Here is a 26,258-nt window from a genome sequence, read left to right on the forward strand (position 1 = left end):
GCATGAACCGTGCGGACAAGATCGGTTACGGCCTGTCGGGCGCGCTGCATCTGGGCGTGCTCTTCTGGGTCATTGCCGGGGGCCAGTGGTTCTTCCCGAAACCGAATAAGCCGGTGGTGATCTCTCAGGTCGCGGTGATGTCCGAGAAGGACTTCAACACGATGATGGCCTCGGCGCCGAAGGACGCGCCGCAGCCCACGCCGGATCCGGTCGCGCCCACGGCGCCCGATACGCCAACCGAGACGGCCCCGCCGCCCAAGCCGCCCGCGCCGGAGCCGCAGGCCAAGCCCGAGCCGGAACCGCAGGCGATGCAGCAGCCCGACCCCGTACCGGATGCGCAGCCCGATGTGTCGGCCCTGCAAGAGCCGACGCCGCCTGCCGAAGTTAGCGACACGCCGCCGGAGATCGTGCCGCCGGTCGAGGAGCCTTCGCCGACGGTCACGCCCGATATCTCGCCCGTGCCGAAGCCGAAACAGGCGCCGCGCGTTGCTCCCACGCCTGCGCCCGAGCCGCCGCCCGAGGCGAAGGTCGACCCGCAGGCTCAGCCGCAAGAGGCCCCCAAACCCGCCGACACGCCCGATCAGCCCACCGAGAAGCCGAAGGAGGCGACGGCGCCGCCCGAAGCCTCCACCGAAATCGTGACCGAGGCGAACAAGACCAAGGACAAGCCGGAAAGCTCCGCGCCGCTGGCCTCGCCGCGGCCGAGCTCCAAGCCGAAACCGCCCGCGCCGAAAGAGACGCAGACGGCTGCGTCCCCGGCAGAGAAGAAGCCTGAAGCGCCCAAGCCCGCCGAGAAGAAACCGGCTGAGCCGAAACAGGCTGAGAAAAAGCCCGCGCCGAGCGAGCCGAAGAAAGTCGACAGCGCCTCGGTCAACGATGCGCTTGCGGCTGCCTTGGGCGGTGAAGGCACGGGTGGCACCGGCTCTGCGCCGACGGGTCCGCCGATCACCGCGGGCGAGAAAGACGCGCTGATCGTCGATATCAAGCAGTGCTGGAACACCGGCGCGCTCAGCTCGGATGCGCTGCGCACCACAGTGACGCTGTCGGTCGACATGCAGCCCGACGGCCACCCGATCATCTCCTCGATCAAGCTGGTCGGGGCGACGGGCGGCACCGGCAACGCGGTCGATCAGGCCTTCGAGGCCGGGCGACGCGCCATCGTTCTGTGCGGTTCGGACGGGTTCCCGCTGCCGCCGGAGAAATATGACCGCTGGAAAACGATCACCATCGACTTCAATCCCGAAAAAATGAGGATGAAATGATGGCTGATCGGCGAATTTCCGCGCGGTGTCATGGGGTTGTGATGCACGATCGTGCCGCAGCGCGTTACAAACCGGGCAAGACCCGGAAAGGGAGTGTGTGACATGATGCGTTTCGTTCTAAGTTTGCTGGCCGCTGTGATGCTGGCACCCATCGCCGCAATCGCGCAGGATTCCGAGCCGCTGCATATCGAGATCACCGATGGTGTGATCGAGCCGATGCCGTTCGCAATCGCGGGTTTCATCCCCGAGACCCCCGACGCTGGCCAAATGGCGAGCCAGATCACGCAGGTGATCTCGAGCGATCTGACCGGGACCGGGCTGTTCCGCGAAATTCCGAAATCCGCCTATATCCAGAACGTGTCGAGCTTCGACACGCCGGTGAAATATTCCGACTGGCAGGCGATCAACGCACAAGCGCTGGTCGTGGGATCGGTCGGGATGCAGGGCGGCAAGGTGGTCGTGAAGTTCCGCCTGTTCGACGTGTTCTCCGGACAGCAGATGGGCGACGGGCAGCAACTTGCGGCCTCGCCGGCAAGCTGGCGGCGTCTGGCACATAAGGTCTCGGACGTGATCTATTCGCGCATCACGGGCGAGGGGCCGTATTTCGACAGCCGCGTTGTTTTCGTCTCGGAAAGCGGGCCGAAGGACAACCGCCAGAAGCGCCTCGCGGTGATGGATTACGATGGCGCGAATGTGACCTATCTCACCGATGCCTCGACCATCGTGCTCGCACCGCGTTTCTCGCGCGACGGGACGAAAGTGCTCTTCACCACCTTCGAGACCGGTTTCCCGCGCATCAAGATGCTCGACGTGGCGACCGCCTCGGCGAGGCTGCTGCCTGAAGTGCCCGGGACGATGACATTCGCGCCGCGCTTCTCGCCCGATGGGCAGAAGATCGTCTACTCGATGGAGCAGAACGGCAATACCGACCTCTGGATGATGAATGTCAGCACGGGCCAGACCCAACGGTTGACGACCTCGCCCGCGATCGAGACTTCGCCCAGCTTCTCGCCCGACGGCTCGCGGATCGTGTTCGAGTCCGATCGCTCGGGTACCCAGCAGCTCTACATCATGCCGGTCGGCGGCGGCGAGGCGACGCGGATCAGCTTTGGCGACGGGCGCTATTCGACGCCGGTCTGGTCGCCGCGCGGCGATATGATCGCCTTTACCAAGCAGAACCAAGGCCGGTTCCATATCGGCGTGATGCGCACCGATGGCTCGGAAGAGCGGCTGCTGACCTCGTCCTTCCTCGACGAGGGCCCAACCTGGTCGCCCAATGGCCGCGTAATCATGTTCACCCGGGAGAGCCCCGGCGCCGAAGGCTCGGCCTCGCTCTATTCGGTCGACATCTCCGGGCGCAACCTGAAGAAAGTCTCCACGCCGGGCGCCGCGTCGGACCCGGCCTGGTCGCCGCTTCTGCCGTGAGGGCGGATTAACAAGCGTTAGAGAAACTGGTAGGCTCGCCCGCAATGGGCAGATCAACAAAGGCGGAACCAATGAAATTTGCAGTGAAGGCCGTGTTGGCCATCTCGATGCTGGGCCTCGCGGCCTGTTCGAACCCCGATCAATACGGCTCCGGTGCGACCGGTCCCGGCGGCGCGCTCGGCCCGGGCGGCGCTGGCATGGGCGACGTCAGCCAAGGCGGGATCAACGATCCGAACTCGCCGGCCTATTTCAGCCAGACCATCGGCGACATGGTGCATTTCCAGGTCGACCAGTCGACGCTGACCGACACCGCGCGCGGCATCCTGAGCCAGCAGGCGAGCTGGCTGGTGAGCCACCCGAGCTACACCGCGATCATCGAAGGCCATGCCGACGAGCAGGGCACCCGCGAATATAACCTCGCGCTTGGGGCGCGTCGTGCCTCTGCGGTTCAGGAATACCTGATCAGCCAAGGCGTGGCCGGCAACCGTCTGCGCACGGTCTCCTACGGTAAAGAACGTCCGCTGGCAGTCTGCTCGACCGAAGAGTGCTACCAGAAGAACCGTCGCGCCGTGACGGTGATCTCGCAATCGGCGGTCGGGAGCTGATCGCGATGCTGAGAGCTTTGCTTCTCGGTGCGGCTGTTCTGGCAGCCGCGCCCGCGCTGGCTCAGGACGCGAACCGCGCCCAGACGCTGGCTGACATCAAGACCGAACTGGGACAGCTTCAGACCGAGATCGGTAGCCTGCGCCAGGAACTGAAATCCTCTGGTCAAGCCGGTCTGCAGAAGGCGGGCGGCGATTCCGCTCTGCAGCGGATGGATTCGATGGAGCTGTCGCTGTCGCATATGACCGACCGCGTCGAGGAGCTGGAAAACAAGATCAACCGCGTCGTCGCCGACGGCACGAAGCGGATCGGCGATCTGAACTTCCGGGTCTGCGAGATGGAAGAGAATTGCGACATTTCGAAGCTTGGCAAGACAGAGCCGCTGGGAGGCGAAGCGCCGAACACCGGTGCGTCGGTCACGGGTCCGGCTCCGGATTCCACGCCCGGACCCGATCTTGCGATCAACGAGAAATCGGATTTCGAGGCGGGCAAGAAGGCCTATGAGGATGGCGATTACGCCTCTGCGGCCGATCTTCTCACGACCTTCCGGCAGACCTATCCCGGTTCCCCGCTGACCAGCGACGCGATGTATTATCGCGGTCTTGCACTGCAAAAGCAGGGTGATGAGGCGGGCGCTGCGCGGGCATGGCTCGACGGGTTCTCCGCCGACCCGAAAGGCTCGCGCGCCGCGGACAACCTGTTGTCGCTCGGCAAGGCGCTGGGGCAGCTCGGACAGCAGAGCGAGGCCTGCACTACGCTGGGTCAGGTGAGCGCACGCTTCCCGGGTTCGTCGGCGGCGGGCGAGGCGCAGAACGCGCAGCAATCGCTGGGATGCCAGTGAGCGTTCTCCGGTGACGCTGGACGACATCGCAAGACACGGTTTTGACCCCGATGCGCCCCGGCGCGTCGGGGTTGCCGTTTCCGGGGGCTCGGATTCGATGGCGACGCTGGCGCTGTTGGCTGCGCATTTCGAGGTCGCCGCGGTGACGGTGGATCACGGGCTGCGCGCCGAGGCTGCCGAGGAAGCCGCATTTGTCGGGCGGTTCTGCGCAGATCGGGGTATTCCGCACACGATCCTGCGCTGGGACGGAGCCAGCGCCGAAGGTAACCTGATGGACGCCGCGCGCCGGGCGCGCCTTGGGCTGATCGGCGCATGGGCGGGCTCGACCGGGATCGGTCATGTCGCGCTTGGGCATACTGCCGACGATCAGGCAGAGACCTTTCTGATGCGGCTCGCGCGCGAGGCGGGGCTGGAGGGGCTGTCAGGCATGCGCCCACGCTTCGAGGCCGAGGGGGTGACATGGCACCGCCCGTTTCTGGCCCAGACACGAGAGGCGTTGCGCGATTACCTGCGCAGGCAGGGCATCGCATGGGTCGACGATCCGTCCAACGAAAATGAACGCTTCGACCGGGTGAAGGCGCGACAGGCGCTTGGCACGCTGAAATCTTTGGGTGTCGATGCGCAGGCGATTGCCGGGGTGACGACAAACCTTGCGTCGGCCAACGCTGCGCTGCATCGACTGCTGATGGCGGAGGTCGAGCGCCATGTCTCCGAGCAATCGGGAGATCTGCTGATCGACGCGACGGGCTTTTCCGTGATGGATCCGGAGTTGCAACGTCGCCTGATCGTGGCAGCGCTGCGCTGGATCTCTGGCGCGGATTACGCGCCACGCGCCGCGAAGGTGCAGACCCTGCTGGCGGAGTTGCCCCGGCAAGGCGACCGCACCCTGCACGGTTGCCGTATCACCTCCGCCAAGGGCGCGCTACGCATCACCCGCGAGGCGCAGGCGGTGGCCGATCTGCGCGTGACCCTCGAAGATGGCGCCGCGACCTGGGACCGCTGGGAGGTCACCGGGCCCGCCATGGACGCCACGGAAGTCGCGGCGCTGGGGGAGGCGGGATTACGCCAATGCCCCGATTGGCGCGAAACGGGCCTTCCACGTGCCTCGCTTGCCGCAAGCCCGGCCATATGGCGGGGCGAAACGCTTGTCGCGGCACCGCTCGCAGGCTTCGGGACCGGCTGGCAGGCGCGGATTTGCCGCGACGCATTCGACACTTGGCTAATTCGACGTTGAACCCGGGCGCGTAATGCCTATTTTCACTGAGGAAGAGGCGGCGACCGCAGGTCAGCCGCCCGATACGATTGGAGGATATTCCTTGGGTAATGCGCGCAATCTGGCCTTTTGGGCGGTGCTGTTCCTGCTGATTTTGGCCCTGTTCAACCTTTTCGGTGATGGGCAATCTTCGATGAACTCGTCCCAAGCGACCTATTCGGAGTTCATGGACGCCGTCAACAAAGGCGAGGTGAAGAACGTCCGCCTCGATGGCGAAGAGGTGCGCTACCAGCTCGCCGACGGCACGAGCTTCACCACCGTCAAGCCTCTGGAAGATCAGATCGCAGAGAAGCTGATCGACAAGGGCATCGCGGTGAGCGTCGTCAAGCAACAGCAATCCGGCTTCATGTCGCTGCTGGGCGTCTGGCTCCCGTTCCTCGTGCTGATCGGCATCTGGATCTTCTTCATGAACCGGATGCAGGGCGGCGGCAAAGGCGGCGCGATGGGCTTCGGCAAGTCCAAGGCGAAACTGCTGACCGAGAAACATGGCCGCGTGACCTTCGACGACGTGGCTGGCATCGACGAGGCCAAGGAAGAACTCGAAGAGATCGTCGAATTCCTGCGCAACCCGCAAAAATTCTCGCGCCTTGGCGGCAAGATCCCGAAAGGCGCGCTTCTGGTGGGCCCTCCGGGCACCGGTAAGACGCTTCTGGCCCGCGCGATTGCGGGCGAGGCGGGTGTGCCGTTCTTCACCATCTCGGGCTCCGACTTCGTCGAGATGTTCGTCGGTGTCGGTGCATCGCGTGTCCGCGACATGTTCGAACAGGCCAAGAAGAACGCGCCCTGTATCGTCTTCATCGACGAGATCGACGCGGTGGGCCGTGCTCGTGGCGTCGGCATCGGCGGCGGCAATGACGAGCGCGAACAGACCCTCAACCAGCTGCTGGTCGAGATGGACGGGTTCGAGGCAAACGAAGGCATCATCATCATCGCGGCGACGAACCGGAAAGACGTGCTTGACCCCGCGCTGCTGCGTCCGGGCCGCTTCGATCGCCAGATCCACGTGCCGAACCCCGACATCAAGGGCCGCGAGAAGATCCTGACGGTTCACTCGCGCAAAGTGCCGGTTGGGCCCGATGTCGACCTGCGCACCATCGCGCGCGGCACGCCGGGCTTCTCGGGCGCCGACCTGATGAACCTCGTCAATGAGGCCGCTCTGATGGCGGCGCGCGTCGGGCGTCGTTTCGTCTCGATGGAAGATTTCGAGAACGCGAAGGACAAGGTGATGCTGGGTGTCGAGCGCCGCTCGATGGTCCTCACCCCCGAGCAGAAGGAAATGACCGCCTATCACGAGGCCGGTCACGCCATCGTCGGACTGTCGCTGCCGAAATGCGATCCGGTCTACAAGGCCACGATCATTCCGCGCGGTCAGGCCTTGGGTATGGTCGTCTCGCTGCCCGAGATGGACAAGCTCAACTACCACAAGGACGAGGCCAAGCAGAAAATCACCATGACGATGGCGGGCAAGGCTGCCGAGATCATCAAATGGGGCGAGGAACATGTCTCGAACGGCCCGGCCGGTGACATTCAGCAGGCGTCGGCCATCGCCCGCGCGATGGTGATGCGCTGGGGCATGTCCGACAAGGTCGGCAATATCGACTACGCCGAGGCGCATGAGGGCTATCAGGGCAACACCGCTGGCTTCTCGGTCTCGACCAAGACGAAAGAGCTGATCGAGGAAGAGGTGCGCGGCCTGATCGAAGAGGGCTATCAGGAGGCCCGACGCATCCTCACCGAGCGGATCGAGGATTGGGAACGTCTGGCGCAGGGTCTTCTGGAATACGAGACCCTCACGGGCGACGAGATCAAGAAGGTCCTCTCCGGAGAGCCGCTGGGCGGTGACGACGATGACAGCTCCTCGGGAAGCCTGCCGTCGGTGACCGCGCTGCCCAAGACGTCCAAGAAAAAGGATCAGGGCGACGGCGGGGCGGAAACCACCCCCGAGCCTTCGGCCTGATCGCGCAGGTTCGCGAGAATGGTCACGCGTGACGCTTCAGTGCCGGGCGCAGCCGATTGGGATCCCGACGCTTATGCGCGGTTCCGCAATCTGAGGCTGCGCCCGGCACTCGACCTTCTGGCGCGGGTTCCGCATCTGCCAGAGCGCGGCAAGATCATCGATCTGGGCTGCGGCAATGGCGCGGTGGGCGAGACGCTGAACCACCAGTACCCCAAGCGTAAGATTGTGGGCGTCGACAATTCCGAGGCGATGCTCAAGCGCGCTGCGGCGACCGGCGCCTATCATCGCTGCGATCTGGTCGATATTTCCGAATGGACGCCCAACAAGCCACCCGCGATGATCTTCTCCAACGCTGCACTGCATTGGCTGCCCGATCACGCGAAGCTGTTCCCGCGTCTGGCCGGAGAGCTGCGCGAGGGCGGCGTTCTGGCGGTGCAGATGCCCGCCCAGCATGGCGCGCCGTCGCATCGCATCCTGCGCGACCTGTCGCAGGAGATGTTTCCCGACCGCTTCAACTTCGCTGGCTGGGTGCCGCCCGTGGCCCCGGCGGTGGATTACGCGAAAATGCTCAGCCCCCTCGGCGAGGTCGACATCTGGCACACCGAATATCTGCAGGAACTGGAGCCCACGCCGGGCGCGCATCCGGTCCGCCGCTTTACGGAAAGCACGGTGATGCGACCTTTCCTGCGGCTCTTGGGCGACACTGAAGCGCAGGTTCTCATCGAACGCTATGAAACCGCGCTGGAGACGGTTTATCCTTTGCGGGACGACGGTAGCGTCTTTTTCCCGTTCCGTCGTCTGTTTGTCGTCTTGTCAAAGAGGGGCTGATGGCCGCGCTGAAACCCACGCAATATCAAGGGGAGGTCGTCTGGCTCGGGCTGGTGACCACCGAGGGACAGCTGACCTCGACCCCGGTCGAAGAGATCGAATTCACCTTCGACGGTCCCGTGGGAGAACTGCATGGCGGACGCACGCGTCCCTCTTGTTCGCGGGTCACAGATCAGCATCCCAAGGGCACCGAGATCGCCAATGTCCGCCAGCTGACGATCCTGTCGGCCGAGGAGCTCGCGGAGACCTCTTTCGCGATGGGCGTGCCGGAAATCGATCCGTCCTGGGTCGGCGCGACGATCGTGCTGCGCGGCTTGCCGGATCTGACCCATATCCCGCCCTCGGCGCGGCTTCAGAACGAGACCGGGCTGACCCTCGTCGTCGATATGGAAAACCGCCCCTGCGTCCTGCCGGGCCGGGTGATCGAAGAGCACTATCCAGATAAAGGCAAGCGCTACAAACCCGCAGCGCACGGACGGCGCGGCGTCACCGCATGGGTCGAACGTCCGGGCCGTCTGGTGGTCGGTGAGACGCTGCGGCTGCACATCCCCGATCAGCGCGCCTGGGAGCTGATGGACGAGGTCCGCTGAGGCGATTTATTCCCGCAACGGTCGCTTCTTTCCCTTTCGCCGCGTCGTCAAATGGTTACCCTCCGTCAGCAGGAGGACCAGATGACCAGTGATCTCGATATTGCCCGTGCCGCCACGCTGCGCCCGATGCCGGAGATCGCAGCGAAACTGGACATTCCTGAAGACGCCCTGATCCCCTATGGTCGCGACAAGGCGAAGCTGGAGGCGGAGTTTGTCGCTGGGCTGGATGGGCGCGAAACCGGCAAGCTGATCCTCGTCACAGCGATCTCGCCGACCCCCGCGGGTGAGGGCAAGACGACGACGACCGTGGGCTTGGGCGACGGGCTGTCCCGGATCGGAAAGCGCGCCGCGATCTGCCTGCGCGAAGCCTCGCTCGGCCCGAATTTCGGGATGAAGGGTGGGGCCGCAGGGGGCGGTTACGCGCAGGTCGTGCCGATGGAGTCGATGAACCTCCATTTCACTGGCGATTTCCACGCGGTCGGCGCGGCGCATAACCTGCTCGCGGCGATGATCGACAATCACATCCATTGGGGCAACGCGCTCGAGATCGACGCGCGCCGGATCACGTGGCGGCGTGTGCTCGACATGAACGACCGGGCGCTGCGCGACATCGTCGTCAGCCTCGGCGGCGTCGCGAACGGCTTCCCACGCCAGACCGGCTTCGACATCACCGTCGCCTCCGAGGTCATGGCCTGCCTCTGCCTGAGCCGCGACCTGACGGATTTGCAAGAGAGGCTCGGTCGAATCGTCGTGGCCTATCGGCGCGACCGCTCGCCGGTGACCTGCGCCGAGATCGGCGCGGATGGTGCGATGGTGGTGCTGCTGAAAGACGCGCTGCAGCCCAATCTCGTGCAGACGCTGGAGGGCACTCCCGCTTTCGTCCATGGCGGGCCCTTCGCCAATATCGCGCATGGCTGCAACTCGGTGATCGCGACGCAAAGCGCGCTGAAGCTGGCCGATTACGTCGTGACCGAAGCGGGGTTCGGCGCCGATCTGGGTGCTGAGAAATTCTTCGACATCAAATGCCGTAAGGCCGGACTGACGCCGAGTGCTGCTGTGGTCGTGGCGACGGTTAGAGCGCTGAAGATGAATGGCGGTGTCGCTAAAGCGGATCTTGGCGCGGAGGATGTTGCCGCGGTCGAGGCGGGCTGCGCTAATCTCAACCGTCACATCGCGAATATGAAGAAATTCGGCGTACCGGTCGTGGTCGCGATCAACCGCTTCACTGCCGATACCGAGGACGAGATCGCAGCGGTGCGCGCCGCCGCCGAGGCGCAGGGCGTGGAGGCGGTTCTATGCACACACTGGTCGGAAGGCGGCGCCGGAGCCGAGGCGCTGGCCGAGAAGATCGTCGCGCTTACCGAGCGCCCTTCGCAATTCGCGCCGCTCTATCCCGATGACATGCCGCTGATCGAGAAGATCGAGACCATTGCCACGCGCATCTACCACGCGAGCGACGTCTATGCCGATCAGAAGATTCTCAACCAGCTGCGTGATTGGGAAGCCGCGGGCTATGGAAACCTGCCGATCTGCGTGGCCAAGACGCAGTATTCGTTCAGCGCGGACCCGACGCTGCGCGGGGCGCCCTCGGGCCATACGCTGCCGATCCGCGAGGTGAGGCTCTCGGCCGGGGCGGGGTTCGTCGTGGTGATCTGCGGTGAAATCATGACCATGCCGGGCCTCCCCCGGCACCCGGCTGCGGAGACGATCGGCCTCGATGCCGACTGCCGCATCACGGGTTTGTTCTAGGCGCGCGGTCTTGAGCTTGTTGGGCCAAGCTGCGATAGGGGGCGCAAGTGTTCCGGGAGCCTTGTCGATGAAAACCCCGTCCGAACTACACTCGATGGAAGAGCTGCGCGTCGCGATCGATGCGCTCGACCGGGAGCTGGTCGAAATGCTCGCCGCGCGCACCCGGCTGATCGCCCGTGCGACGGAACTCAAACAGGAAAATGGCTGGCCCGCACGCATCCCCGACCGGGTCGAGGACGTGGTCTCGAAGGTGCGCGCCGCAGCGGAGCCTGCCGGGCTCGATCCCGATCTCGCCGACCGCCTCTGGCGCGAGATGATCGAGCATTTCATCGGGCAGGAAGAACAGGTTCTGGGCAAGGGAGATCCCGATGAGCGCCACGATCATTGACGGCAAGGCGTTTGCGCAGGGCAAGCTGGACGAGACCTATGCCGAGGCGCAGCGGCTCTCGGAGGCAGGCTGGGCGCCGTGCCTCGTCTCGATCTCGGTAGGTGACGTCGCCGCCGCCGAACTCTATGTGCGCAACCAGAGGAAATATGCCGAGAAAGCTGGCGTGGACTTCGAGGTGCGCAACTACCCCGAGACGATCAGCCTCGAACAGCTTCAGGGCGTGCTGGCCGGGCTGAACGCCGATCCGCGCGTCAACGGCATCATCATCCAGCGCCCGCTGCCCGCACATATCCCGGTCAAGGCGCTGCAAAAGGCGGTGCATCCGCTCAAGGATGTGGAGGGGATGCATCCGTCCTCGATCGGCAACATCGTCTATAACGAGCTGGAGCTCGGCCCCTGTACCGCCGTCGCGGCGGTGGAGATCCTGAAATCCCTGCCGCTCCAGACCGAAGGGCTCAATGTCTGCGTGATCGGCCACTCCGAGATCGTCGGCAAGCCGATCGCCTTCCTGATGATGGGGCTCGGCGCCACCGTCACCGTGTGTCACCACATGACGCGGCAGGTCTCGGTGCATTCGCGCGCCGCGGACGCCGTTTGCGTCGCTGTGGGCAAGCCGGGGCTGGTGCACGGCGAAATGCTCAAGCCCGGCGCGGCCCTGATCGATATCGGCATCAACCGGGTCGAGGGGCGCACCGTGGGCGACGCCGATTTCGACAGCTGCGCAGAGGTGGCGGGCTGGATCACGCCCGTGCCTGGCGGGGTGGGGCCGGTCACGGTCTCTACGCTGATGAACAACGCGGTCCGCGCGACCCGCATGCAGATGGACCATTACCGCGCGACCTTCGCGGCGGCGGAGTGACGGAGGAATGAAATGACGGCGACGATCATCGACGGGAAGGCCTTCGCAGCGAGCGTGCGCGAGAAAGTGGCCGAGCATGTCACTCGGCTGCAGGAGGAACACGGCATCACGCCGGGCCTCGCAGTGGTTCTGGTGGGCGAAGACCCGGCCAGTCAGGTCTATGTCCGAAACAAGGGCAAGCAGACCCTTGAAGCCGGGATGAAGTCCTACGAGCACAAGCTGCCAGTCGAGACCTCCGAGGCCGATCTGCTGGCTCTGGTCGAGAAGCTGAACGCCGATCCGGCGGTGCATGGCATCCTCGTGCAGCTACCGCTGCCCGATCACATCGACGAGGAGAAGGTGATCAATTCGATCACCCCCGCGAAGGATGTCGACGGCTTCCATATCCTCAATGTGGGCCTTCTCGGCACTGGGCAGAAATCGATGGTACCCTGCACGCCGCTGGGCTGCCTGATGATGCTGCGCGATCAACTGGGTAGCCTCTCGGGGCTGAACGCCGTCGTGGTGGGGCGCTCCAACATCGTCGGCAAGCCGATGGCGCAACTGCTGCTGCGCGACAGCTGCACCGTCACCATCGCCCATAGCCGCACCAAGAACCTCGCGGATGTCTGTCGCGGCGCCGATATCCTTGTCGCGGCCGTGGGCCGTCCACGCATGATCCCGGGCGACTGGGTGAAGCCCGGCGCGACCGTGATCGATGTCGGCATAAACCGGATCGACGCGCCCGAGAAGGGCGAGGGCAAGACGCGGCTGGTCGGCGATGTCGATTTCGACAGCGCCAAGGAGGTCGCCGGCGCGATCACCCCGGTGCCAGGCGGCGTCGGTCCGATGACCATCGCCTGCCTGCTTGCCAACACGGTCACTGCCTGCTGCCGCGCGAACAATCTGCCCGAACCCGAGGGTTTGACTGCCTGACGAAAGTAGGTAAGGATTTCCGCAGGTTGGACAGGAGAAAACGGCCTTTGCCGTTGTCGGACCTGTGATGCTTGCGTTACCCAAGCGTCAATTGAGGCGTGGCGGCTATGGCAGGATTCTGGAAGACATATTGGCGGGCGTTGAAGATTCCGGCTCTGCCGGTGATCTGGATCGTCGCATCGCTTTTCGGCGTCGCCGCCGGTCCGTTCAACTCTCTCGAATCCATGTCCTTCGGCGCACGCTTGGTTTTCTGGCCGACCAGTATCGCCGTGGGCATTCTGATAGGCGCGGCAATCCGCATTTTCGTGCGGCGCAAGTTGGGTTTACGCTGTTTCCGATACGAGGCTCCGACCCTCGCGGGTCTCTCGGCTCTCGTGCTGACCGCGCCGCTTTACCTGCTCGTCCTGCTGCTTGCGGAGAAGCCGAATTTCGGCGGGTTCGAGATATTCCACATGGCCGCATATATCTTTGGCCTCTCGATGGCGGGATCGATCCTGCGGCACTGGATGGCGCCCGAGCAGGGGCGCCGGACGCGGTCGCGTGAGATCCATGCCGCTGCCTATACGACAGAAGCGCCGAGCGGGGCCGATCCGTCCGCCGAGAAAGCTCTGACACGGCCCGCGCCACGTCTGCTCTATCGGCTCGAGCCGGACTTGCGCGCGCCGTTGATCCGGCTTGCGGTGAATGACCACTATGTCGACGTGGTCACCGAGGCCGGGCAGACCAGTCTGCTGATCCGGCTTGCCGATGCGATCGCCGAGACCGAGGGCGCGCCAGGCCTGCAGGTCCATCGCTCGCATTGGGTGGCGCGCGAAGCGGTGCGCGCGATGCGCAAGGAGAAGGGGCGGGTCTTTCTGGAGATGTCCGACGGCGAAGAGGTGCCTGTCTCGCGCACCTACCAGCCGCGCGTCGAGGCTGCGGGCTTCCCGCCTTCCGGAGCGGAGCGGATGGCCGCGCAGTAGCGCCGTCAGTGGACGATCACCTCGTCTTTCACGAACATGTTGTCCCAGGCGCGATCCACTAGCTCCGGTGTCATCTGATAGGGGATGCCCTCGAATTCGCAGATCGAGATCATCTGGTCGATCAAGAAGATCGGCTGATAATTGGCGTAGACATTGTCGATGGTGGGATATTTCACCTTGAGCAAGTGCAGCAGCGCTTTCTCATCCAGTGGCATCTGCCGCTTCTTCGCCACCATCTGGAAGATCTTGAGATAGTCGGATTGGTTCGGCCCGTCGATCTTGATCTTGAAGAAGATACGACGCAGCGCCGCCTTGTCGAAGATATCGTTCGGGTGGAAGTTGGTCGAGAAGATCACCAGCGTGTCGAAGGGCACCTCGAACTTCTCGCCCGACTGAAGCGAGAGGATATCGCGGTTCTCTTCCAGCGGCACGATCCAGCGGTTCACCAGCTTCTGCGGCGGCTCTGCCTGACGGCCAAGGTCGTCCACGATGAAGACGCCGCCCGCCGATTTGAACTGCAGCGGCGCGGTATAGGTGCGCGCGGTCGCGTTGTATTTCAGATCGAGCATGTCGAGCGACAGTTCACCACCGGTGATCACGGTCGGGCGCTCGCAATAGACGTAGCGCTGATCGAACTGCATCCCGCGCTTGCGCAGGGCGGTGGGATCGTCCTCCTCGACGGGGACGGGGGTATGTACGATCGGGTCGTAGACAGTGATGATCTGACCGGCATATTCGATGGCGCGAGGAATGAAGATATTGTCGCCGATCGCGTCGCGGATACCGTTCGAGATCGAGGATTTGCCATTGCCGGGCGGACCGTACATCAGGATCGAGCGCCCCGAGGAGACCGCCGGACCAAGCTGGCCGATCAGGTCGGGCGGCAGGATCAGGTGGCCCATCGCGCCCAGAAGCTGCTGGCGGGTCAGCTGGATGTTGCGGATCGACTGGCGCTTGACCTGCTCGCGATAGATCGTCAGCGGGACAGGCATCGCGCCGTAATATTCCGACTGTGCGAGCGCATCGAGCGCGCGGGCCTTGCCGCTATCGGACAGCTGGAATCCCATCTCGCCGCCGGAATTGGCGTGCAGCGTGCCCATCGCCTCCAGCAGACCGTGCTTGCGGCACATGTCGATCAATTCCTGCACCATGGTAATCGGCAGGCAGACCAGCTTCGACAGCGCGGAGGCCGTGTCCGTATTGGTGCGGAACATCGTCTTCAGGAGGATGTCGCGCATCACCACGACATTTAGCCCCGTTTCCTCCAGCGCGCGCGGCGGGACAGGGGCGATGACATTCGCGGTCATCATGTTCATCTGGCGCATCCTCTCGGCTATACGTCCCGTCTGATCAAAAACGGGGCGAAGATCGGTCCGGGCCAATCTTGCTGGCGATTGTGGCCAAAAGTTGGAAAAACAGGGTAATCGTCGCGATACCTGGTCGGCGGGCCGAACAATCAGCCAAGGGCCGCGAGCAGCAGATACGCCCAGAGCGTGCCGACCAGCGCCAAGCCCATCGGGAAGTCCTTGCGCTTCCAGCTGACCCAGTCGGGGGTCGCGTTCACCACTGCCGGGATTGCACGAAAGATGCGATGCGCAGCGAAGGCGGCCAACAGGAAGGCGCAGAGCAGGAACATCGTCAGTTGCACGTCGAACAGGTCATGCGAGAAGAATGGCGCGGCGACGGCTGCGAATTTCGCGTCTCCCGCGCCGAAATGCGCGATCTGGTTCAGGATATAGCCGATCGCGAAGACGACGAGCGCATGGGTCCAACGCCATCCATAGACGTCGAGCGGCAGCAGGAGCGGCCCCGCCACCGCAAAGATCAACAGCAGCGCCAGTACCGCCTTGTTGCGGATCTTCATGTATTTGAGGTCGGTAAAGACCACCCAGGCGCAAACCGGGGTAATCAGCACCAGAAAGATCAGCGCCGACAGAGGCGGAGCAAGACCGAGCATTCCGTCAGCCCTTCAGCGCGCTCGAGGATCCCTGATCGAGCGCCTTCAGCGCCCGGTCGGCCTCCGCGAAATATTGCGGATTGGTGTCGATCGCGTCTTGCAGAAGCGTCTTGCCGATATTGACGTCGCCGCGCTTCACCGCCGCGAGACCCGCCGTATAGAGCAATTGCGCCCTCTCGGTCTGGGTCATGTCGATCACGGGCAGGTCGTATTTGCCTTGGCTCGCACGGGCGAGTACGAGGTTGTTCTTCGTGGTGAAGCGCGTCGGGTCGTAGGTGAGCGCTTCCTTGAACAGTTTCTCGGCCCCCGCCGCATCGCCGCGGCTGAGCTTGGAAAAGCCCCAGTTGTTGTAGATGCCCGCGGGCTTCGTGGTCAGGCCCGCCGCGGTCTCGTAGAAGCTGTCGGCCTTCTTCCACTTTTTCTCGCTATCGGCGACCATCGCCTCAAGCCGGTAGCGGTCGTAGGTCTCGTGGGTCGGCGGCACGGTGTCCAGCGTCGCCTTCGCTCCGGACCAGTCATTGGAGCGGATCTGCGCCTCGGCCATCGACACGCGGTCGTCATTGGTCGCGCCCGGCATGGCGATGACCTCCTGCCAGACCTTCACGGCCTGCACCGGCTTCTGAGCGCGCACGAGCGATTTCGCGAGGCCGCGCTTGGCGTCGATCCGGTCGGGGTTGTCGTTGGACAGCCGGGTGAAATAGGTTACGGCCTCGTTCGGGTCGGCGACCGTCAGCATGATGTCGGTGAGGTTGGTCTCGTCGACGGCATTCACGCTTTTCATCGCGCGTGCGACTTCGGCGTCGCTGTTATTGCCCATACAGCCAGAGAGAGTCATCGCACAGCCAGCCAAGGCTGCCAGAAAGATCGGGTGGCGCATGTTACCTGCGTCCTTTTTGCTCGAGCCTCAGTGCTTCGTCAGCAGCAGGTAGTCACCGACCCCTTTCCTGACGAGCGTGAACTGCTTGTCCTGTGGCGCAGCGTAACCCGGCTCCTCGATTTTTGCGAGCGCCCGCGTGAGGTTTTGCTTGATCGCGTCCGATTGGCCACTGTCCAGCGCGAAGGCCAGTTTGAAGACGCGGGCGGCTTCGGCGTATTTGCCGCGCTCCATCAGAACGACGCCGAGGTTGTTCCACGCCGGCACGAAGGTCCGATCGGCCTCGGTCGCCCGGCGCAGCATCTGTTCCGCCTGGTTGAGACGCCCGAGCTTCAGGTCGGCCGAGCCCACGCCCGAGAGGATTTCCGCCGTGGCGCCATGCTGGCCTGCCGCGCGGTAATAGGCTTTCAGGGCAAGCTCGTATTCGCCCGCTTCCATCAGCCGATGGCCGACCAGAAGCCCGTCGACCGCCTCCGCTCCGGGTTTGGTGCTGGGGGCGAACGCGCCGCGTTTCTCAGCCGAAAGGCCGCCCGGGTTACAGGCGGCCAATGTGCTCAGGGTAAGCGCGGCCAGTATCAGGTCGCGGCGCTTTGGGATCATGCCGTCAAATGCCTATATTCTTGAAGGTCTCAAGCATATCATGGATCGACGGGCCGACAAGAATGATCAGAAGCGGCGGCACGGTGAACATCATTGTGCCCAGCGTCATCTTGGTGGGAATCTTGTTGGCGGCTTCCTCGGCACGCATGATCCGCTTGTCGCGCATGTCGGCGGCATAGAGGCGCAGGGCCTCTGCGATCGAGGTGCCGAATTGCTGCGACTGAATCATCACGGTCACAAAACTCGCGATATCCGGCACGCCCGAGCGTTCGCCGAAATTGCGCAGCACGGTCGCCTTGTCGAGACCGGCCTTGATCTCGTGCGCGACCATCGCGAATTCTTCCGACAGTGCTGGGTAGGATTTGTTCAGCTCTTTCGAGACGCGGATGATCCCCTGATCGAGGGACTGGCCCGCCTCGACGCAGACGAGGAGCATGTCGAGTGCGTCGGGGAAGCCGTTCTGCATCTCGTCGGTGCGCGCTGCCACGCGCTTGTTTACCCAGTATTTCGGGCCGTAATAGCCCACGCCGCCGGGCCCGAGCACCCAGAGCACGGTGCCCAGCATCCCCATCGCCTGCCCTTCGGGCGCGCTGGAGTTGTAGAGCACGACATAGAGCGAGCCGAGCGCGAGCAGGCCGATGCCAGCCGCGAACTGAACCGCGTGGAAGGTGCGCACTGCATTCGGACCGCGATAGCCGGCCGATTGCAGCCATTTGCGCGACTCCGACAGTTCCTCGGCATTTTGCGGTTCGAGGAAGGCCGCGTATTTCTGCAGTTTGTCGTTTTGCGTGTCGCGCAGCTTCTGGCTGGGGCTGTCGTTGTTCGTGCTGGGTGCCTGACGCGGCGGGCGCGGGGCATTGCCACGGATCTTGTCAAAGGGGTCTTCGCGCTTCTTCAGGAGCGCGGGGACTGCAGCGAGCACGAGAAGCCCGCCAAGTCCTGCGAGCGCCATCATCGGACCCATCGGCCCGAGCGCATCGATCAGCATCTGGTTGATGGCAGCGAAATCCATTGGGCTCTCCTCAGACCTTGATGGTTGTCATGACCTTCATGAAGATCACGTTGGCGCCGAGCAGCAGGAACACCACGATCGCGGCCGGAATGAAGGCGGCGGTCGTTTTGACCTCGTCGTAATAGTCGGGCGAGACGACCTGAATGATCACCATCACCACGACGGGGAAGGCCGAGAGGAAGATGCCCGACCAGCGCGGCTCCGCGGTAATCGCTTTCACCCTGCGGAACAGCCGGAAGCGTGAGCGGATCACCTTGGACAGACCGTCGAGAACCTCTGCGAGGTTCCCGCCCGAGGTCTGCTGGATCGACACGGCGACCGCGAGGAAGCGCAGATCCTGCATGTCGAGCCGTTCAGCCATTTCCGAGATCGCCTCGGCCACGTTGCGACCGTAGGCCGCCTCGTCGGCGATGATGCCGAATTCGGTGCCCAGCGGATCGGGGATCTCGCGCGCGACCGCCTGGATCGCGGAGGGCAGGGGGTGGCCGACGCGAAGCGAGCGCACCATCAGTTCCACCGCGTCGGGTAGCTGCTCCTCCATCAGGGCCATGCGTTTCTTGGCCTTCGAGTTGACCCAGAAATAAACGCCGCCCACGCCCATGAACAGCGCGAGGAAGATGCGGATGAAGATGCCGGCATCCGAGCTCAGCGTGAGTGCCATGAAAGCGGCGAAGCAGGCGAAGGCCATGATGCCGATCAGCGCCATCGGCGAGAACGCGATGTTGCCCTTCTGCGCCTTGTCTGCCAGCAGCGAATAGAGCGGGATCGAGCGCGCGTCGCTATGCTGCGACGCTTCCTTGCGCAGACGCTCCAGCACCTCTTCGCGCCGTTCGCCCTTGTTGAGCATCTCGAGGCGGCGATTGACCCGCTTGTTGAGCGAGATCGATTTGCCGAAGACCAGCAGGTAGACGCCTTCGACGAGCAGCAGAACCGCGACGAAGATCAGCAGGTAGATAATGGGGGTCGCCATGGCGGAGTGTCCTTAGTCCTGCACGGGTTCGTAGATCGACGCCGGCAGGTCGTAGCCCCATTGCCGGAACCGATCGGAATAATGAGAGCGCACGCCGGTCGCGGTGAAGCGGCCGATGATCTTGCCGTCGGGGGCAAGCCCGAGACGCTCGTAGCGGAAGACTTCCTGCATCGAGATCACGTCGCCTTCCATGCCGGTGATTTCGGTGACCGAAACCATGCGGCGCGAGCCGTCCTGCAGACGCGAGGCCTGCACGATCAGGTTCACAGCCGAAGCGATCTGGCTGCGCATCGCCTTCATCGGCATCTCGATGCCCGACATCGAGATCATGTTCTCCAGACGCGCCACGCCATCGCGGGCGGAGTTCGCGTGAATTGTGGTCATCGAGCCGTCGTGGCCCGTGTTCATGGCCTGCAGCATGTCGATGACTTCCTCGCCGCGCGTTTCGCCGACGATGATCCGGTCGGGACGCATCCGCAGCGCGTTCCTGAGACAGTCGCGCTGGGTGACCGCACCCTTGCCTTCGACGTTCGGCGGGCGGCTTTCCATCCGGCCCACATGGGTCTGTTGCAGCTGAAGTTCCGCCGTATCCTCGATCGTCAGGATGCGCTCGGAGTTGTCGATGAATGAGGAAAGCGCGTTCAGGGTCGTCGTTTTACCTGAACCCGTCCCGCCCGAGACGATCACGTTGAGACGGGTCGCGACGGCGGCTTGCAGATAGGCCGCGATTTCCTCGGTGAAGGCGCCGTAACTAACGAGATCGTCAATCCCCAGCTTGTCCTTCTTGAACTTACGAATGGAGACGAGCGAGCCGTCCACCGCGATCGGCGGCACCATCGCGTTGAAGCGCGAGCCATCGGCGAGACGCGCGTCCACATAAGGGTTCGATTCATCGACGCGACGGCCCACTGCCGACACGATCTTGTCGATGATGCGCAGCAGGTGGCGTTCGTCCTTGAAGGTGATGTCGCTCAGTTCGAGCTTGCCATTGCGCTCGATGAAGATCTGCTGCGGGCCGTTCACGAGAATATCGTTGACGGTGTCGTCCTTCAGAAGCGGCTCGAGCGGGCCGAGCCCCATGACCTCATCGTAAAGCTCTTGTTGCAGCGCCTGGCGGTCCTGCGCGTTCAGCGCGACCGAAAGCTCGGTCATCGCCTCGGCGGTGATGTCGGCGATCTCGGCGCGCAGCTCGCGTTCGGAGGCGTGCTCAAGTGCGGCGAGGTTCAGGTTCTCCAGCAGCCGCTTGTGCAGCTCCACCTTGAGTTCCTGAAGGCGCTGTTTGCGTTTCTTTTCCTTGTCGACGGCCACCGGGTCGGCAGCAACCTTCGCGGGGCCCATCTTGCGATGGACCACCTGCGTCTTCGGCGCAGCGTCGATCGGCGGCGGCTTGGCGGCACCGGGCGCGGGCGGCGGGGGGGCGGCCTTGCCGTTGGTGGGCTTTGCCCCGTCTTTCTTGTAGCGCGAAAACATCTGGACGTGTCCTTTCGGGTCAGGCGGCTGCTTCGACGGCTTCGTTCAGCTCCACCAGCGAGCCGGCGAGCTTCTGGAATTCCTTGCGTAGCGGCACTTTCGGTGCCGAGAGCGCCAGTGGCAGCCCGTGATCGTTGGCCTGAGTGATCTGCTTGCCGCCATCGCTCATCAGCAGCTCGAGCGAGATATCGAGGCTCTCGGCCAGTCGCTTCACGCGGGCCTTGCCGTTGAGATCGGTGAATTTCGGCGCGCGATTGAGCACGTAACGCAGCTTCTCGGTCGGCAGCCCCTCGGACTTCAGCGCCCGCTGCATCCGCAGCACGTTCTGGGCCGAGCGCATGTCCAGCTCGATCAGCGCGAAGTAGAGATGGGCCTTGTTCAGCACCGTCTCGGTCCAGCTGACCACGGTCGAGGGCATGTCGATCACGACGAAATCGTAATGTGCCCGCGCCATGTCGATCAGGCGCTCCAGATCGTCGCCGCTCAGAAGGTCCAGCGGCAGCATGTCGGTCGGCGCGGTCAGCACGTCGAGCTTGTCGTTGAAGCTGAGCATCGCCTGTCGGAAGGTCTCTTTGTCCATATGCTCGGTATCGGCGAGCATTTCGTAGATCACCTCGCGGCGCGGCAGGTCGAGATAGGTCGCGGCGGCGCCGAATTGCAGGTCGAGATCGAGCAGGCAGACTTTCGGCGAGGTCGACGGGGCTTTCTTCTTCTTTTTACCGTCGTGGATCGTCGCCATTTCCCAGGCGAGGTTCACCGCGAAGGTGCTTGCACCGACGCCACCGGACAGGCCGTGAACCGGGAGGACGACACCATCGTGGTTGCCGGTCGCCGCAAAGGTCGGCGCGTGGACGGGGGGCGCGGCTTCGACCGGCGGGGCGGCTTGGCCAAGACGCTCGATCGCGTCGTGCAGCGCGCCTTCGGGAAGCGGGTAGGGGACGAAATCATCCGCGCCGAGCCGCAACAGTTGATGCAGCGCGATTGGGCTCACCTCATCGGCGATCAGGATAACGCGGATGTTGCGGTCCTTCGCCTCGGTGATGATGCCGGAAATCTTGGTCAGCTCGTCCTCGTCTTCGCCATTCACGGCGATCGCGATGAACTCGAGCTGTTCCGCGTCGGGCTGGCCGAGGAAGATGACCGCTTCATCGAAGGTCAGATCGCCCCAGCTTTCGCCGAGCTCGGTTTCCATATCCTCGATCAGCAGATCGAAATTCGACACATCGCGGGACACGGTGCACGCCTGGATCGGGGCCGGCTCCGAAGTCATGATAGCTGCTGCAGTCATTGCCTCTGTCCTCTTTTTCGTGACCCGTGGCGCGGTTCGGTTAACTCTGTTCATACGCCGCGGACCGGACGCGACTCGCTGGACGCGCCTATTCCGTCGAGGCTCAATCTCGTTTCTAATCTGGGCGACATTGGGGCCAGACTGTTTCAATTGTGGGATATTGAGAGACGATAAAGAAAAACGGCGGGCTTTGTTGAAAGCGCCCGCCGTCTATGGGTCTCATTTGCCGAAATGTTGCGACAAGGTTAGCGAATTCAGTGGCTTAGTTGCCGCCGCCGCTATTGTTGTTGCCGCCGCCGGCTGTCGCCGAGGCGATATAGTCGCGATAGATTACCGCCGCGTATTTTCCGTCGAGCAGCATAGGCCGGCCCTTGGTCACGAAGCCGGAGACCTCGGTGACGGTGCGGCGATTCTGCGCGTTCGGAGCCTGCGTGTAGACAAGCGGATGCGTTTCGCCGAAGGAAACGACCGCCTCCAGCCGCGCGCGGGATATGCCTTGCGACACGAGGAAATTCACCACGGCGCGGGCGCGCCGCATCCCCAAGGCCTTGTTATAGGCGTCGGAGCCTACGAGGTCGGTATGCCCATAGACCCGGAAGCGTACTTCCGGGTTCTGTCGGATCCAGTTCGCCTGCATCAGCAGCGCATTGCGCGCCTGCGCATCGAGCACCGAGGAGTTGAAGGCGAAATGCACTGTGTTCGGCACGTCGGCGGCGAATTTGCGTGTCATGTTGATGACGTAGCTTTGATTGCCGCTCATCATCGCCTGGTTCTGCGCGATCGCGGAGCCGAATCCGAGGGAGCCTTCCGTGGTCGAGCCGACCTCGGAGTTGAAGACCTTGGTGCCTTCGGAACAGCCCGCCAGCAGAGCCAGAGTTCCGATGGTGATCGCGAGGGTGCGCAGTTTCATGTTCCCAGCCATCTCGCTCACTCCATCACATAGCCATAGGACCCGGAGAAGTCCTGCTTGGCGACTTCCGCGGCAGGACCCTTCTGCGGTGCTCGACCGCCCGAGGTTCTGCCGTTGAGGAACAGCTCGGACTCGGTTGGCGGCTTCAGGCGATCCGTAGGCAGCACCAGCGTGTCGCCCTTCACGGGCGAGACCAGATGCGGCGTGACGATGATCACCAGTTCGGACTGCTTGCGTTCGAACTCGGTCGAACGGAACAGCGCGCCGAGCACCGGCACATCGCCGAGCCACGGGATCTGCCCCACGGAATCGTTGAAGTCGTCCTGCAGCAGGCCCGCGATCGCGAAACTCTCGCCATCACGCATCTCGACGGTGGTCGAGGTCGAGCGCTTCTTGAAGGCGCTGACGTTGAAGGTCCCGCTCGTGTAACCGTTCGCCGTGTCGATCGAGGAGACAGAGGCGGCGATTTCGAGGTTGATAACGTCACCATCGACGACGCGCGGGGTGAAGGACATCTCGACGCCGAAGGGCTTGTACTGGATCGAGACGTCACCGTTGTTGAGCACCGGGATCGGGTATTCGCCACCGGCGAGGAAGTCTGCGGACTGGCCGGAAAGCGCCGTCAGGTTCGGTTCGGCGAGGGTACGAACGACGCCTTTGTTCTCAAGCGCCTGGATGAGAACGCCCAGCTGGAAGGTCCCTCGGGTCAGGCCGATGCCGATCCCGTTCTCGTAGCTCTGCGAGGCAGCGTTCGAGGCAGTCGTTGTGGTGCCTCCGAAGCCAGCCCCCGCGCCCAAGCCTCCGTTCGGACCGAGGCTGGCATTGATCGAGGAGCTGAGGCTTTTCGCGACCGAGCGCTGCATCTCTGCGAAGCGCACTTTCAGCATCACCTGCTGCGTACCGCCCACCATCATCAGGTTCGACACCCGGTCGGGCGCGTAGCGATTGGCCAGTTCCAACGCGCGGCTGAGTTTCTGTGCCGAGGAAACAGTGCCCGACAGCACGATACCGTCATTCGCGGTGCGGACCTGGATGTTTTCGCCGGGCAGGATCTGCTTGAGGCGTTCCTTGAACTCCGCGAGGTCCGGGGTCACCTGAACGTCGACATTGGAGATCAGCTTGCCGTCAGCGCCGAGGATCGTCAGCGTCGTCCGGCCCGGAACCTTGCCGAGCACATAGATCGAGCGGTCCGAAAGGGTCTGGATGTCCGCGATGCCAGGGTTGGCGATCGAGAGTTCCGAGAACGGCGTGTCGCTTTCCACGACCACCGCACGGTTGAGCGGAACGGTCAGCGGCGCTTGAGTGGCGCCGGACATGATCCGCAACGTGTCTGCCTGCACCGGGCCCATCGCCGCGATGCTCAACGCCATGCCACATAGGCAGGCCTGCATCAAAGTTCTAAATTTCATCTGTGACCCTGCCTCTCCGATCACGCCACTCGCAAATCTTCTGCCTGCTTAGGGACTGTTATGGTCCATTATTGCGGGAAAGAATGCGGCAAGACCTGTTTTTTTGCAAGAATCAATGGATTGAGCGTCGTTCTTGATGTGGAAAACGTGTCACATATGAAAGCGGGGCCCCGTAGAGCCCCGCGCAAGCGACTGATATTTGTCATTTATTTAATTCGTGCAGGGGATCGGCGTCTCGATGACTTCCGTGCCCTTGCGGGTCTTGATCGTGCAAACCTGCGCTTTTTCGACCTGTTTGACTTCTTCTCTCTTGATGCCAAGCAGCTCATCGCGGTTGATTTCGATCTGGCCGAGTTGCGCGCTGTTCTCCAAACCGACGAGCGAAAGGGTCAGGCGACCGGTGTTCTGTGCGAGCGTCAGGGCCGCGACCTGCTCGGGGCTGACTTCTGCCGTGACCGAGCGCGCGATCTGGGTCGCGCTGGTGCGGTCGGGATCGGTGCTCTGGTCGATCGCGATCAGTTTCAGGTTGCTGTCGATCAGCTTCGTGACGGGTTCCCCGTTGATTGAGCCGGACCAGTAGACATCGACAAAATCTCCCGGACGCAGGAAGCCCGAAACTGCCGAAGTCGACGAAACTTGGATCGTGAACGCGCGACGACCGTCCGGGAGGCTCGCCATGATGCCCGCGTTCTCGCCCGGTTGGGTGACACGCGAGGCGAGCAGCATTTCTCCGGGAGTAAGCGCGCGCATCGACGCCCGATCACGGGTTTCTCCCTCCAGGAACGCAGCACGTGCGGCTTCCGGCGTGCCTTGCTTCGCGGTGATTACAGTAAAGGCGTTTTTCGGCACCGCGTTGGCTTGCATCTTGATGGTGGCGAGGTCTTTGGGGCCAAAATGCTCACCGTATTTCAGCTCTTTCCGCACAACGACGACATCGGCGAGCTTCGGTGCATCCTTCTGCATAGCGACCAACTGGTCCCGTTCGGCCTGGAACTGCGCGATTTGACCTTGCGCCATCATGACCGCCACGCCTGCGAGGCCGACGCCAGCAACAAGGAAGAGAACGAAGATCAGTCGCATTGGTTCATCCTTCTGTTTTCATTTCGACGACAACGCTGCGGCGAGAGTCGCTTTGTTGCAGGCAAAGATGGCGAAACGTTGGCGTGGGTCGGGCCCAAGATTGAAAGCTGGTTCTATTTGCCCAGCTCGCTATCTGTGAATGTCGTGGCAAGCTCTTGCGTTCTGATGTAGTTCGCAATTTTGCGCGAGGCTCCGCCAGTTTCATCCCAGATGAAAGATGCTGCGATAAATCCGAGCGAAACGACCGAGGCGGTGAGAACAACCCAGTCGACAGTGACAGCGCCATCTTCCGCTTCAAGTATGTCGAATATTTTTTTCCGGAACATGAAGCATCCTCGTTTTCTTCCGGCGATCGCCGGAGGGCGACGCGAAGCAAGGCTCCGAAACGAGAGAAGTTGGAGCGCCTTGCCGAATAGGCTTGCTTTAAGATGTTAAGCCGCTCTCTCGAGCGGCTTAACATTGTGTGCCGTTCAAACTCGCTTACGGAGTGGTCGTCTTGGTGGCGCCGGCGGTGATCTCATCGGTCGAGAAAGAGTCTGCAACCTGCGCGCCGTTCAGGTAGGTGGCGATACGATCCGACAGGCCAGCGGTCTGGGTGCGGACCAGGGCCAGCGCGGCGGCGCCAAGGCCGACGACGGCAGCGGTCAGCACAACCCAGTCAACGGTCACAGCGCCGTCTTCTTCGTCGTGGAACTTCTTGAGCTTGAAGAATTTCATCATGGTGTCTCTCCTAAGGTTTTGTCTCTGCCCCGCGGTCCCGGTTGGCGTCCGTGCCGGTTTCCGTCTCGCGGTATGGGGACATATGGCCTCCGGAACGTGGCGCGATTTGGGCGCATCGCAGGCGATTTCGCGAAAATGGAAATTCAGGCTGACGCGAAATCTAACCCATTGTGAAATAAGGAAATAAAAATCCAAATTTTTTGGAACATTTGCATTTTGCGTCAGGATTCCGGTCATCACACCGCGATTCGCGGGACTGAAAGGGGCGGATTTTCTGGAATTTTTCCAGGTTTTCAGGGATAGTCGGGCCAAAGCG

At 63.1% G+C, this 26,258-nt stretch carries 26 protein-coding genes; 13 read left to right on the forward strand and 13 right to left on the reverse strand.

Annotated elements, in window-relative coordinates; genetic code table 11:
• Nucleotides 1–2 precede the first annotated feature (2 nt).
• From B6V76_RS15795 to B6V76_RS15855, 13 genes are all read left to right on the forward strand, one after another.
• A complete protein-coding gene (locus tag B6V76_RS15795) occupies nucleotides 3–1,262 on the forward strand; it encodes a hypothetical protein (RefSeq protein WP_088727899.1) in 1,260 nt (419 codons plus the stop codon).
• A gap of 102 nt (nucleotides 1,263–1,364) precedes the next feature.
• Nucleotides 1,365–2,687 carry a Tol-Pal system beta propeller repeat protein TolB gene (tolB, locus tag B6V76_RS15800; protein WP_075775878.1) on the forward strand — a complete coding sequence of 441 codons (1,323 nt, stop codon included), beginning with the start codon at nucleotides 1,365–1,367 and terminating at the stop codon, nucleotides 2,685–2,687.
• 71 nt (nucleotides 2,688–2,758) lie between these two features.
• Nucleotides 2,759–3,292 carry a peptidoglycan-associated lipoprotein Pal gene (pal, locus tag B6V76_RS15805; RefSeq protein ID WP_088727900.1) on the forward strand — a complete coding sequence of 178 codons (534 nt, stop codon included), beginning with the start codon at nucleotides 2,759–2,761 and terminating at the stop codon, nucleotides 3,290–3,292.
• Nucleotides 3,293–3,297: 5 nt separating this feature from the next.
• Nucleotides 3,298–4,131: a tol-pal system protein YbgF gene (gene ybgF / locus B6V76_RS15810; RefSeq protein WP_341865723.1), complete on the forward strand. Its 834-nt coding sequence runs from the start codon at nucleotides 3,298–3,300 to the stop codon at nucleotides 4,129–4,131.
• A 10-nt stretch (nucleotides 4,132–4,141) separates the two neighbouring features.
• Nucleotides 4,142–5,365 (forward strand): tRNA lysidine(34) synthetase TilS, encoded by a 1,224-nt coding sequence (gene tilS, locus B6V76_RS15815; RefSeq protein WP_240497881.1) that lies wholly within the window; start codon nucleotides 4,142–4,144, stop codon nucleotides 5,363–5,365.
• Between the two features lie 82 nt (nucleotides 5,366–5,447).
• Nucleotides 5,448–7,361: an ATP-dependent zinc metalloprotease FtsH gene (gene ftsH / locus B6V76_RS15820; protein ID WP_075775881.1), complete on the forward strand. Its 1,914-nt coding sequence runs from the start codon at nucleotides 5,448–5,450 to the stop codon at nucleotides 7,359–7,361.
• Between the two features lie 18 nt (nucleotides 7,362–7,379).
• Nucleotides 7,380–8,189, forward strand: a complete 810-nt coding sequence (locus tag B6V76_RS15825; RefSeq protein WP_088725610.1) for a methyltransferase domain-containing protein — start codon at nucleotides 7,380–7,382, stop codon at nucleotides 8,187–8,189.
• Nucleotides 8,189–8,779 (forward strand): sulfurase, encoded by a 591-nt coding sequence (locus B6V76_RS15830; protein ID WP_088727901.1) that lies wholly within the window; start codon nucleotides 8,189–8,191, stop codon nucleotides 8,777–8,779. Before B6V76_RS15825 ends, B6V76_RS15830 begins: the two co-directional genes overlap by 1 nt.
• Nucleotides 8,780–8,860: 81 nt before the next feature.
• Nucleotides 8,861–10,528, forward strand: a complete 1,668-nt coding sequence (locus B6V76_RS15835; protein ID WP_088727902.1) for a formate--tetrahydrofolate ligase — start codon at nucleotides 8,861–8,863, stop codon at nucleotides 10,526–10,528.
• Nucleotides 10,529–10,595: 67 nt separating this feature from the next.
• Nucleotides 10,596–10,916: a chorismate mutase gene (locus tag B6V76_RS15840; RefSeq protein WP_088727903.1), complete on the forward strand. Its 321-nt coding sequence runs from the start codon at nucleotides 10,596–10,598 to the stop codon at nucleotides 10,914–10,916.
• Nucleotides 10,897–11,775, forward strand: a complete 879-nt coding sequence (locus B6V76_RS15845; protein WP_088727904.1) for a bifunctional 5,10-methylenetetrahydrofolate dehydrogenase/5,10-methenyltetrahydrofolate cyclohydrolase — start codon at nucleotides 10,897–10,899, stop codon at nucleotides 11,773–11,775. Before B6V76_RS15840 ends, B6V76_RS15845 begins: the two co-directional genes overlap by 20 nt.
• Nucleotides 11,776–11,787: 12 nt before the next feature.
• The gene (gene folD / locus B6V76_RS15850; protein WP_088720378.1) at nucleotides 11,788–12,690 is read left to right on the forward strand and encodes a bifunctional methylenetetrahydrofolate dehydrogenase/methenyltetrahydrofolate cyclohydrolase FolD; all 903 of its coding nucleotides are present in this window, start codon (nucleotides 11,788–11,790) and stop codon (nucleotides 12,688–12,690) included.
• A 107-nt stretch (nucleotides 12,691–12,797) separates the two neighbouring features.
• Complete coding sequence (locus tag B6V76_RS15855) at nucleotides 12,798–13,652, forward strand: LytTR family DNA-binding domain-containing protein (protein WP_088727905.1); 855 nt, start codon at nucleotides 12,798–12,800, stop codon at nucleotides 13,650–13,652.
• A gap of 5 nt (nucleotides 13,653–13,657) precedes the next feature.
• On the opposite strand, the gene B6V76_RS15860 is transcribed toward B6V76_RS15855, so the two are convergent.
• The 13 genes from B6V76_RS15860 to B6V76_RS15920 form a co-directional block, all read right to left on the reverse strand.
• The gene (locus tag B6V76_RS15860) at nucleotides 13,658–14,968 is read right to left on the reverse strand and encodes an ATPase (RefSeq protein ID WP_088720479.1); all 1,311 of its coding nucleotides are present in this window, start codon (nucleotides 14,966–14,968) and stop codon (nucleotides 13,658–13,660) included.
• Between the two features lie 140 nt (nucleotides 14,969–15,108).
• Nucleotides 15,109–15,609 (reverse strand): prepilin peptidase, encoded by a 501-nt coding sequence (locus B6V76_RS15865; RefSeq protein ID WP_075775891.1) that lies wholly within the window; start codon nucleotides 15,607–15,609, stop codon nucleotides 15,109–15,111.
• 4 nt (nucleotides 15,610–15,613) lie between these two features.
• Complete coding sequence (locus B6V76_RS15870; RefSeq protein ID WP_088727906.1) at nucleotides 15,614–16,486, reverse strand: hypothetical protein; 873 nt, start codon at nucleotides 16,484–16,486, stop codon at nucleotides 15,614–15,616.
• A 27-nt stretch (nucleotides 16,487–16,513) separates the two neighbouring features.
• The gene (locus tag B6V76_RS15875) at nucleotides 16,514–17,083 is read right to left on the reverse strand and encodes a tetratricopeptide repeat protein (protein ID WP_088727907.1); all 570 of its coding nucleotides are present in this window, start codon (nucleotides 17,081–17,083) and stop codon (nucleotides 16,514–16,516) included.
• A gap of 4 nt (nucleotides 17,084–17,087) precedes the next feature.
• Nucleotides 17,088–18,095 (reverse strand): type II secretion system F family protein, encoded by a 1,008-nt coding sequence (locus B6V76_RS15880; protein ID WP_088727908.1) that lies wholly within the window; start codon nucleotides 18,093–18,095, stop codon nucleotides 17,088–17,090.
• A 10-nt stretch (nucleotides 18,096–18,105) separates the two neighbouring features.
• Nucleotides 18,106–19,065: a type II secretion system F family protein gene (locus tag B6V76_RS15885; protein ID WP_075775895.1), complete on the reverse strand. Its 960-nt coding sequence runs from the start codon at nucleotides 19,063–19,065 to the stop codon at nucleotides 18,106–18,108.
• 12 nt (nucleotides 19,066–19,077) lie between these two features.
• Nucleotides 19,078–20,535 carry a CpaF family protein gene (locus B6V76_RS15890; RefSeq protein ID WP_088727909.1) on the reverse strand — a complete coding sequence of 486 codons (1,458 nt, stop codon included), beginning with the start codon at nucleotides 20,533–20,535 and terminating at the stop codon, nucleotides 19,078–19,080.
• Nucleotides 20,536–20,554: 19 nt separating this feature from the next.
• Nucleotides 20,555–21,823, reverse strand: coding sequence for an AAA family ATPase (locus tag B6V76_RS15895; protein WP_075775897.1), 1,269 nt, complete (start codon nucleotides 21,821–21,823; stop codon nucleotides 20,555–20,557).
• 262 nt (nucleotides 21,824–22,085) lie between these two features.
• Nucleotides 22,086–22,733, reverse strand: a complete 648-nt coding sequence (locus B6V76_RS15900) for an OmpA family protein (RefSeq protein WP_088727953.1) — start codon at nucleotides 22,731–22,733, stop codon at nucleotides 22,086–22,088.
• A gap of 17 nt (nucleotides 22,734–22,750) precedes the next feature.
• Nucleotides 22,751–24,142, reverse strand: coding sequence for a type II and III secretion system protein family protein (locus B6V76_RS15905; RefSeq protein WP_088720370.1), 1,392 nt, complete (start codon nucleotides 24,140–24,142; stop codon nucleotides 22,751–22,753).
• 210 nt (nucleotides 24,143–24,352) lie between these two features.
• The gene (gene cpaB, locus B6V76_RS15910; RefSeq protein WP_088727910.1) at nucleotides 24,353–25,222 is read right to left on the reverse strand and encodes a Flp pilus assembly protein CpaB; all 870 of its coding nucleotides are present in this window, start codon (nucleotides 25,220–25,222) and stop codon (nucleotides 24,353–24,355) included.
• A gap of 113 nt (nucleotides 25,223–25,335) precedes the next feature.
• Entirely contained in the window at nucleotides 25,336–25,548 is a 213-nt protein-coding gene (locus tag B6V76_RS15915; protein ID WP_088727911.1) for a hypothetical protein, read from the reverse strand.
• Nucleotides 25,549–25,702: 154 nt separating this feature from the next.
• Complete coding sequence (locus B6V76_RS15920) at nucleotides 25,703–25,942, reverse strand: hypothetical protein (RefSeq protein ID WP_166504614.1); 240 nt, start codon at nucleotides 25,940–25,942, stop codon at nucleotides 25,703–25,705.
• Between the last annotated feature and the right edge of the window lie 316 nt (nucleotides 25,943–26,258).

It is taken from the genome of Thioclava sp. IC9, assembly GCF_002213225.1.
GTDB lineage: Bacteria > Pseudomonadota > Alphaproteobacteria > Rhodobacterales > Rhodobacteraceae > Thioclava > Thioclava nitratireducens.

Coding starts and splice junctions, on each gene's coding strand:
- ybgF (WP_341865723.1), top strand. CDS start 3,298: ATGCTGAGAGCTTTGCTTCTCGGTGCGGCTGTTCTGGCAGCCGCGCCC.
- folD (WP_088720378.1), top strand. CDS start 11,788: ATGACGGCGACGATCATCGACGGGAAGGCCTTCGCAGCGAGCGTGCGC.
- pal (WP_088727900.1), top strand. CDS start 2,759: ATGAAATTTGCAGTGAAGGCCGTGTTGGCCATCTCGATGCTGGGCCTC.
- tolB (WP_075775878.1), top strand. CDS start 1,365: ATGATGCGTTTCGTTCTAAGTTTGCTGGCCGCTGTGATGCTGGCACCC.
- B6V76_RS15865 (WP_075775891.1), bottom strand. CDS start 15,609: ATGCTCGGTCTTGCTCCGCCTCTGTCGGCGCTGATCTTTCTGGTGCTG.
- B6V76_RS15795 (WP_088727899.1), top strand. CDS start 3: ATGAACCGTGCGGACAAGATCGGTTACGGCCTGTCGGGCGCGCTGCAT.
- B6V76_RS15880 (WP_088727908.1), bottom strand. CDS start 18,095: ATGGATTTCGCTGCCATCAACCAGATGCTGATCGATGCGCTCGGGCCG.
- B6V76_RS15900 (WP_088727953.1), bottom strand. CDS start 22,733: ATGAAACTGCGCACCCTCGCGATCACCATCGGAACTCTGGCTCTGCTG.
- B6V76_RS15870 (WP_088727906.1), bottom strand. CDS start 16,486: ATGCGCCACCCGATCTTTCTGGCAGCCTTGGCTGGCTGTGCGATGACT.
- B6V76_RS15890 (WP_088727909.1), bottom strand. CDS start 20,535: ATGTTTTCGCGCTACAAGAAAGACGGGGCAAAGCCCACCAACGGCAAG.
- B6V76_RS15825 (WP_088725610.1), top strand. CDS start 7,380: ATGGTCACGCGTGACGCTTCAGTGCCGGGCGCAGCCGATTGGGATCCC.
- B6V76_RS15855 (WP_088727905.1), top strand. CDS start 12,798: ATGGCAGGATTCTGGAAGACATATTGGCGGGCGTTGAAGATTCCGGCT.
- B6V76_RS15905 (WP_088720370.1), bottom strand. CDS start 24,142: ATGAAATTTAGAACTTTGATGCAGGCCTGCCTATGTGGCATGGCGTTG.
- B6V76_RS15845 (WP_088727904.1), top strand. CDS start 10,897: ATGAGCGCCACGATCATTGACGGCAAGGCGTTTGCGCAGGGCAAGCTG.
- B6V76_RS15875 (WP_088727907.1), bottom strand. CDS start 17,083: ATGATCCCAAAGCGCCGCGACCTGATACTGGCCGCGCTTACCCTGAGC.
- B6V76_RS15835 (WP_088727902.1), top strand. CDS start 8,861: ATGACCAGTGATCTCGATATTGCCCGTGCCGCCACGCTGCGCCCGATG.
- B6V76_RS15915 (WP_088727911.1), bottom strand. CDS start 25,548: ATGTTCCGGAAAAAAATATTCGACATACTTGAAGCGGAAGATGGCGCT.
- cpaB (WP_088727910.1), bottom strand. CDS start 25,222: ATGCGACTGATCTTCGTTCTCTTCCTTGTTGCTGGCGTCGGCCTCGCA.
- B6V76_RS15885 (WP_075775895.1), bottom strand. CDS start 19,065: ATGGCGACCCCCATTATCTACCTGCTGATCTTCGTCGCGGTTCTGCTG.
- B6V76_RS15840 (WP_088727903.1), top strand. CDS start 10,596: ATGAAAACCCCGTCCGAACTACACTCGATGGAAGAGCTGCGCGTCGCG.
- B6V76_RS15895 (WP_075775897.1), bottom strand. CDS start 21,823: ATGACTGCAGCAGCTATCATGACTTCGGAGCCGGCCCCGATCCAGGCG.
- B6V76_RS15920 (WP_166504614.1), bottom strand. CDS start 25,942: ATGATGAAATTCTTCAAGCTCAAGAAGTTCCACGACGAAGAAGACGGC.
- B6V76_RS15860 (WP_088720479.1), bottom strand. CDS start 14,968: ATGAACATGATGACCGCGAATGTCATCGCCCCTGTCCCGCCGCGCGCG.
- B6V76_RS15830 (WP_088727901.1), top strand. CDS start 8,189: ATGGCCGCGCTGAAACCCACGCAATATCAAGGGGAGGTCGTCTGGCTC.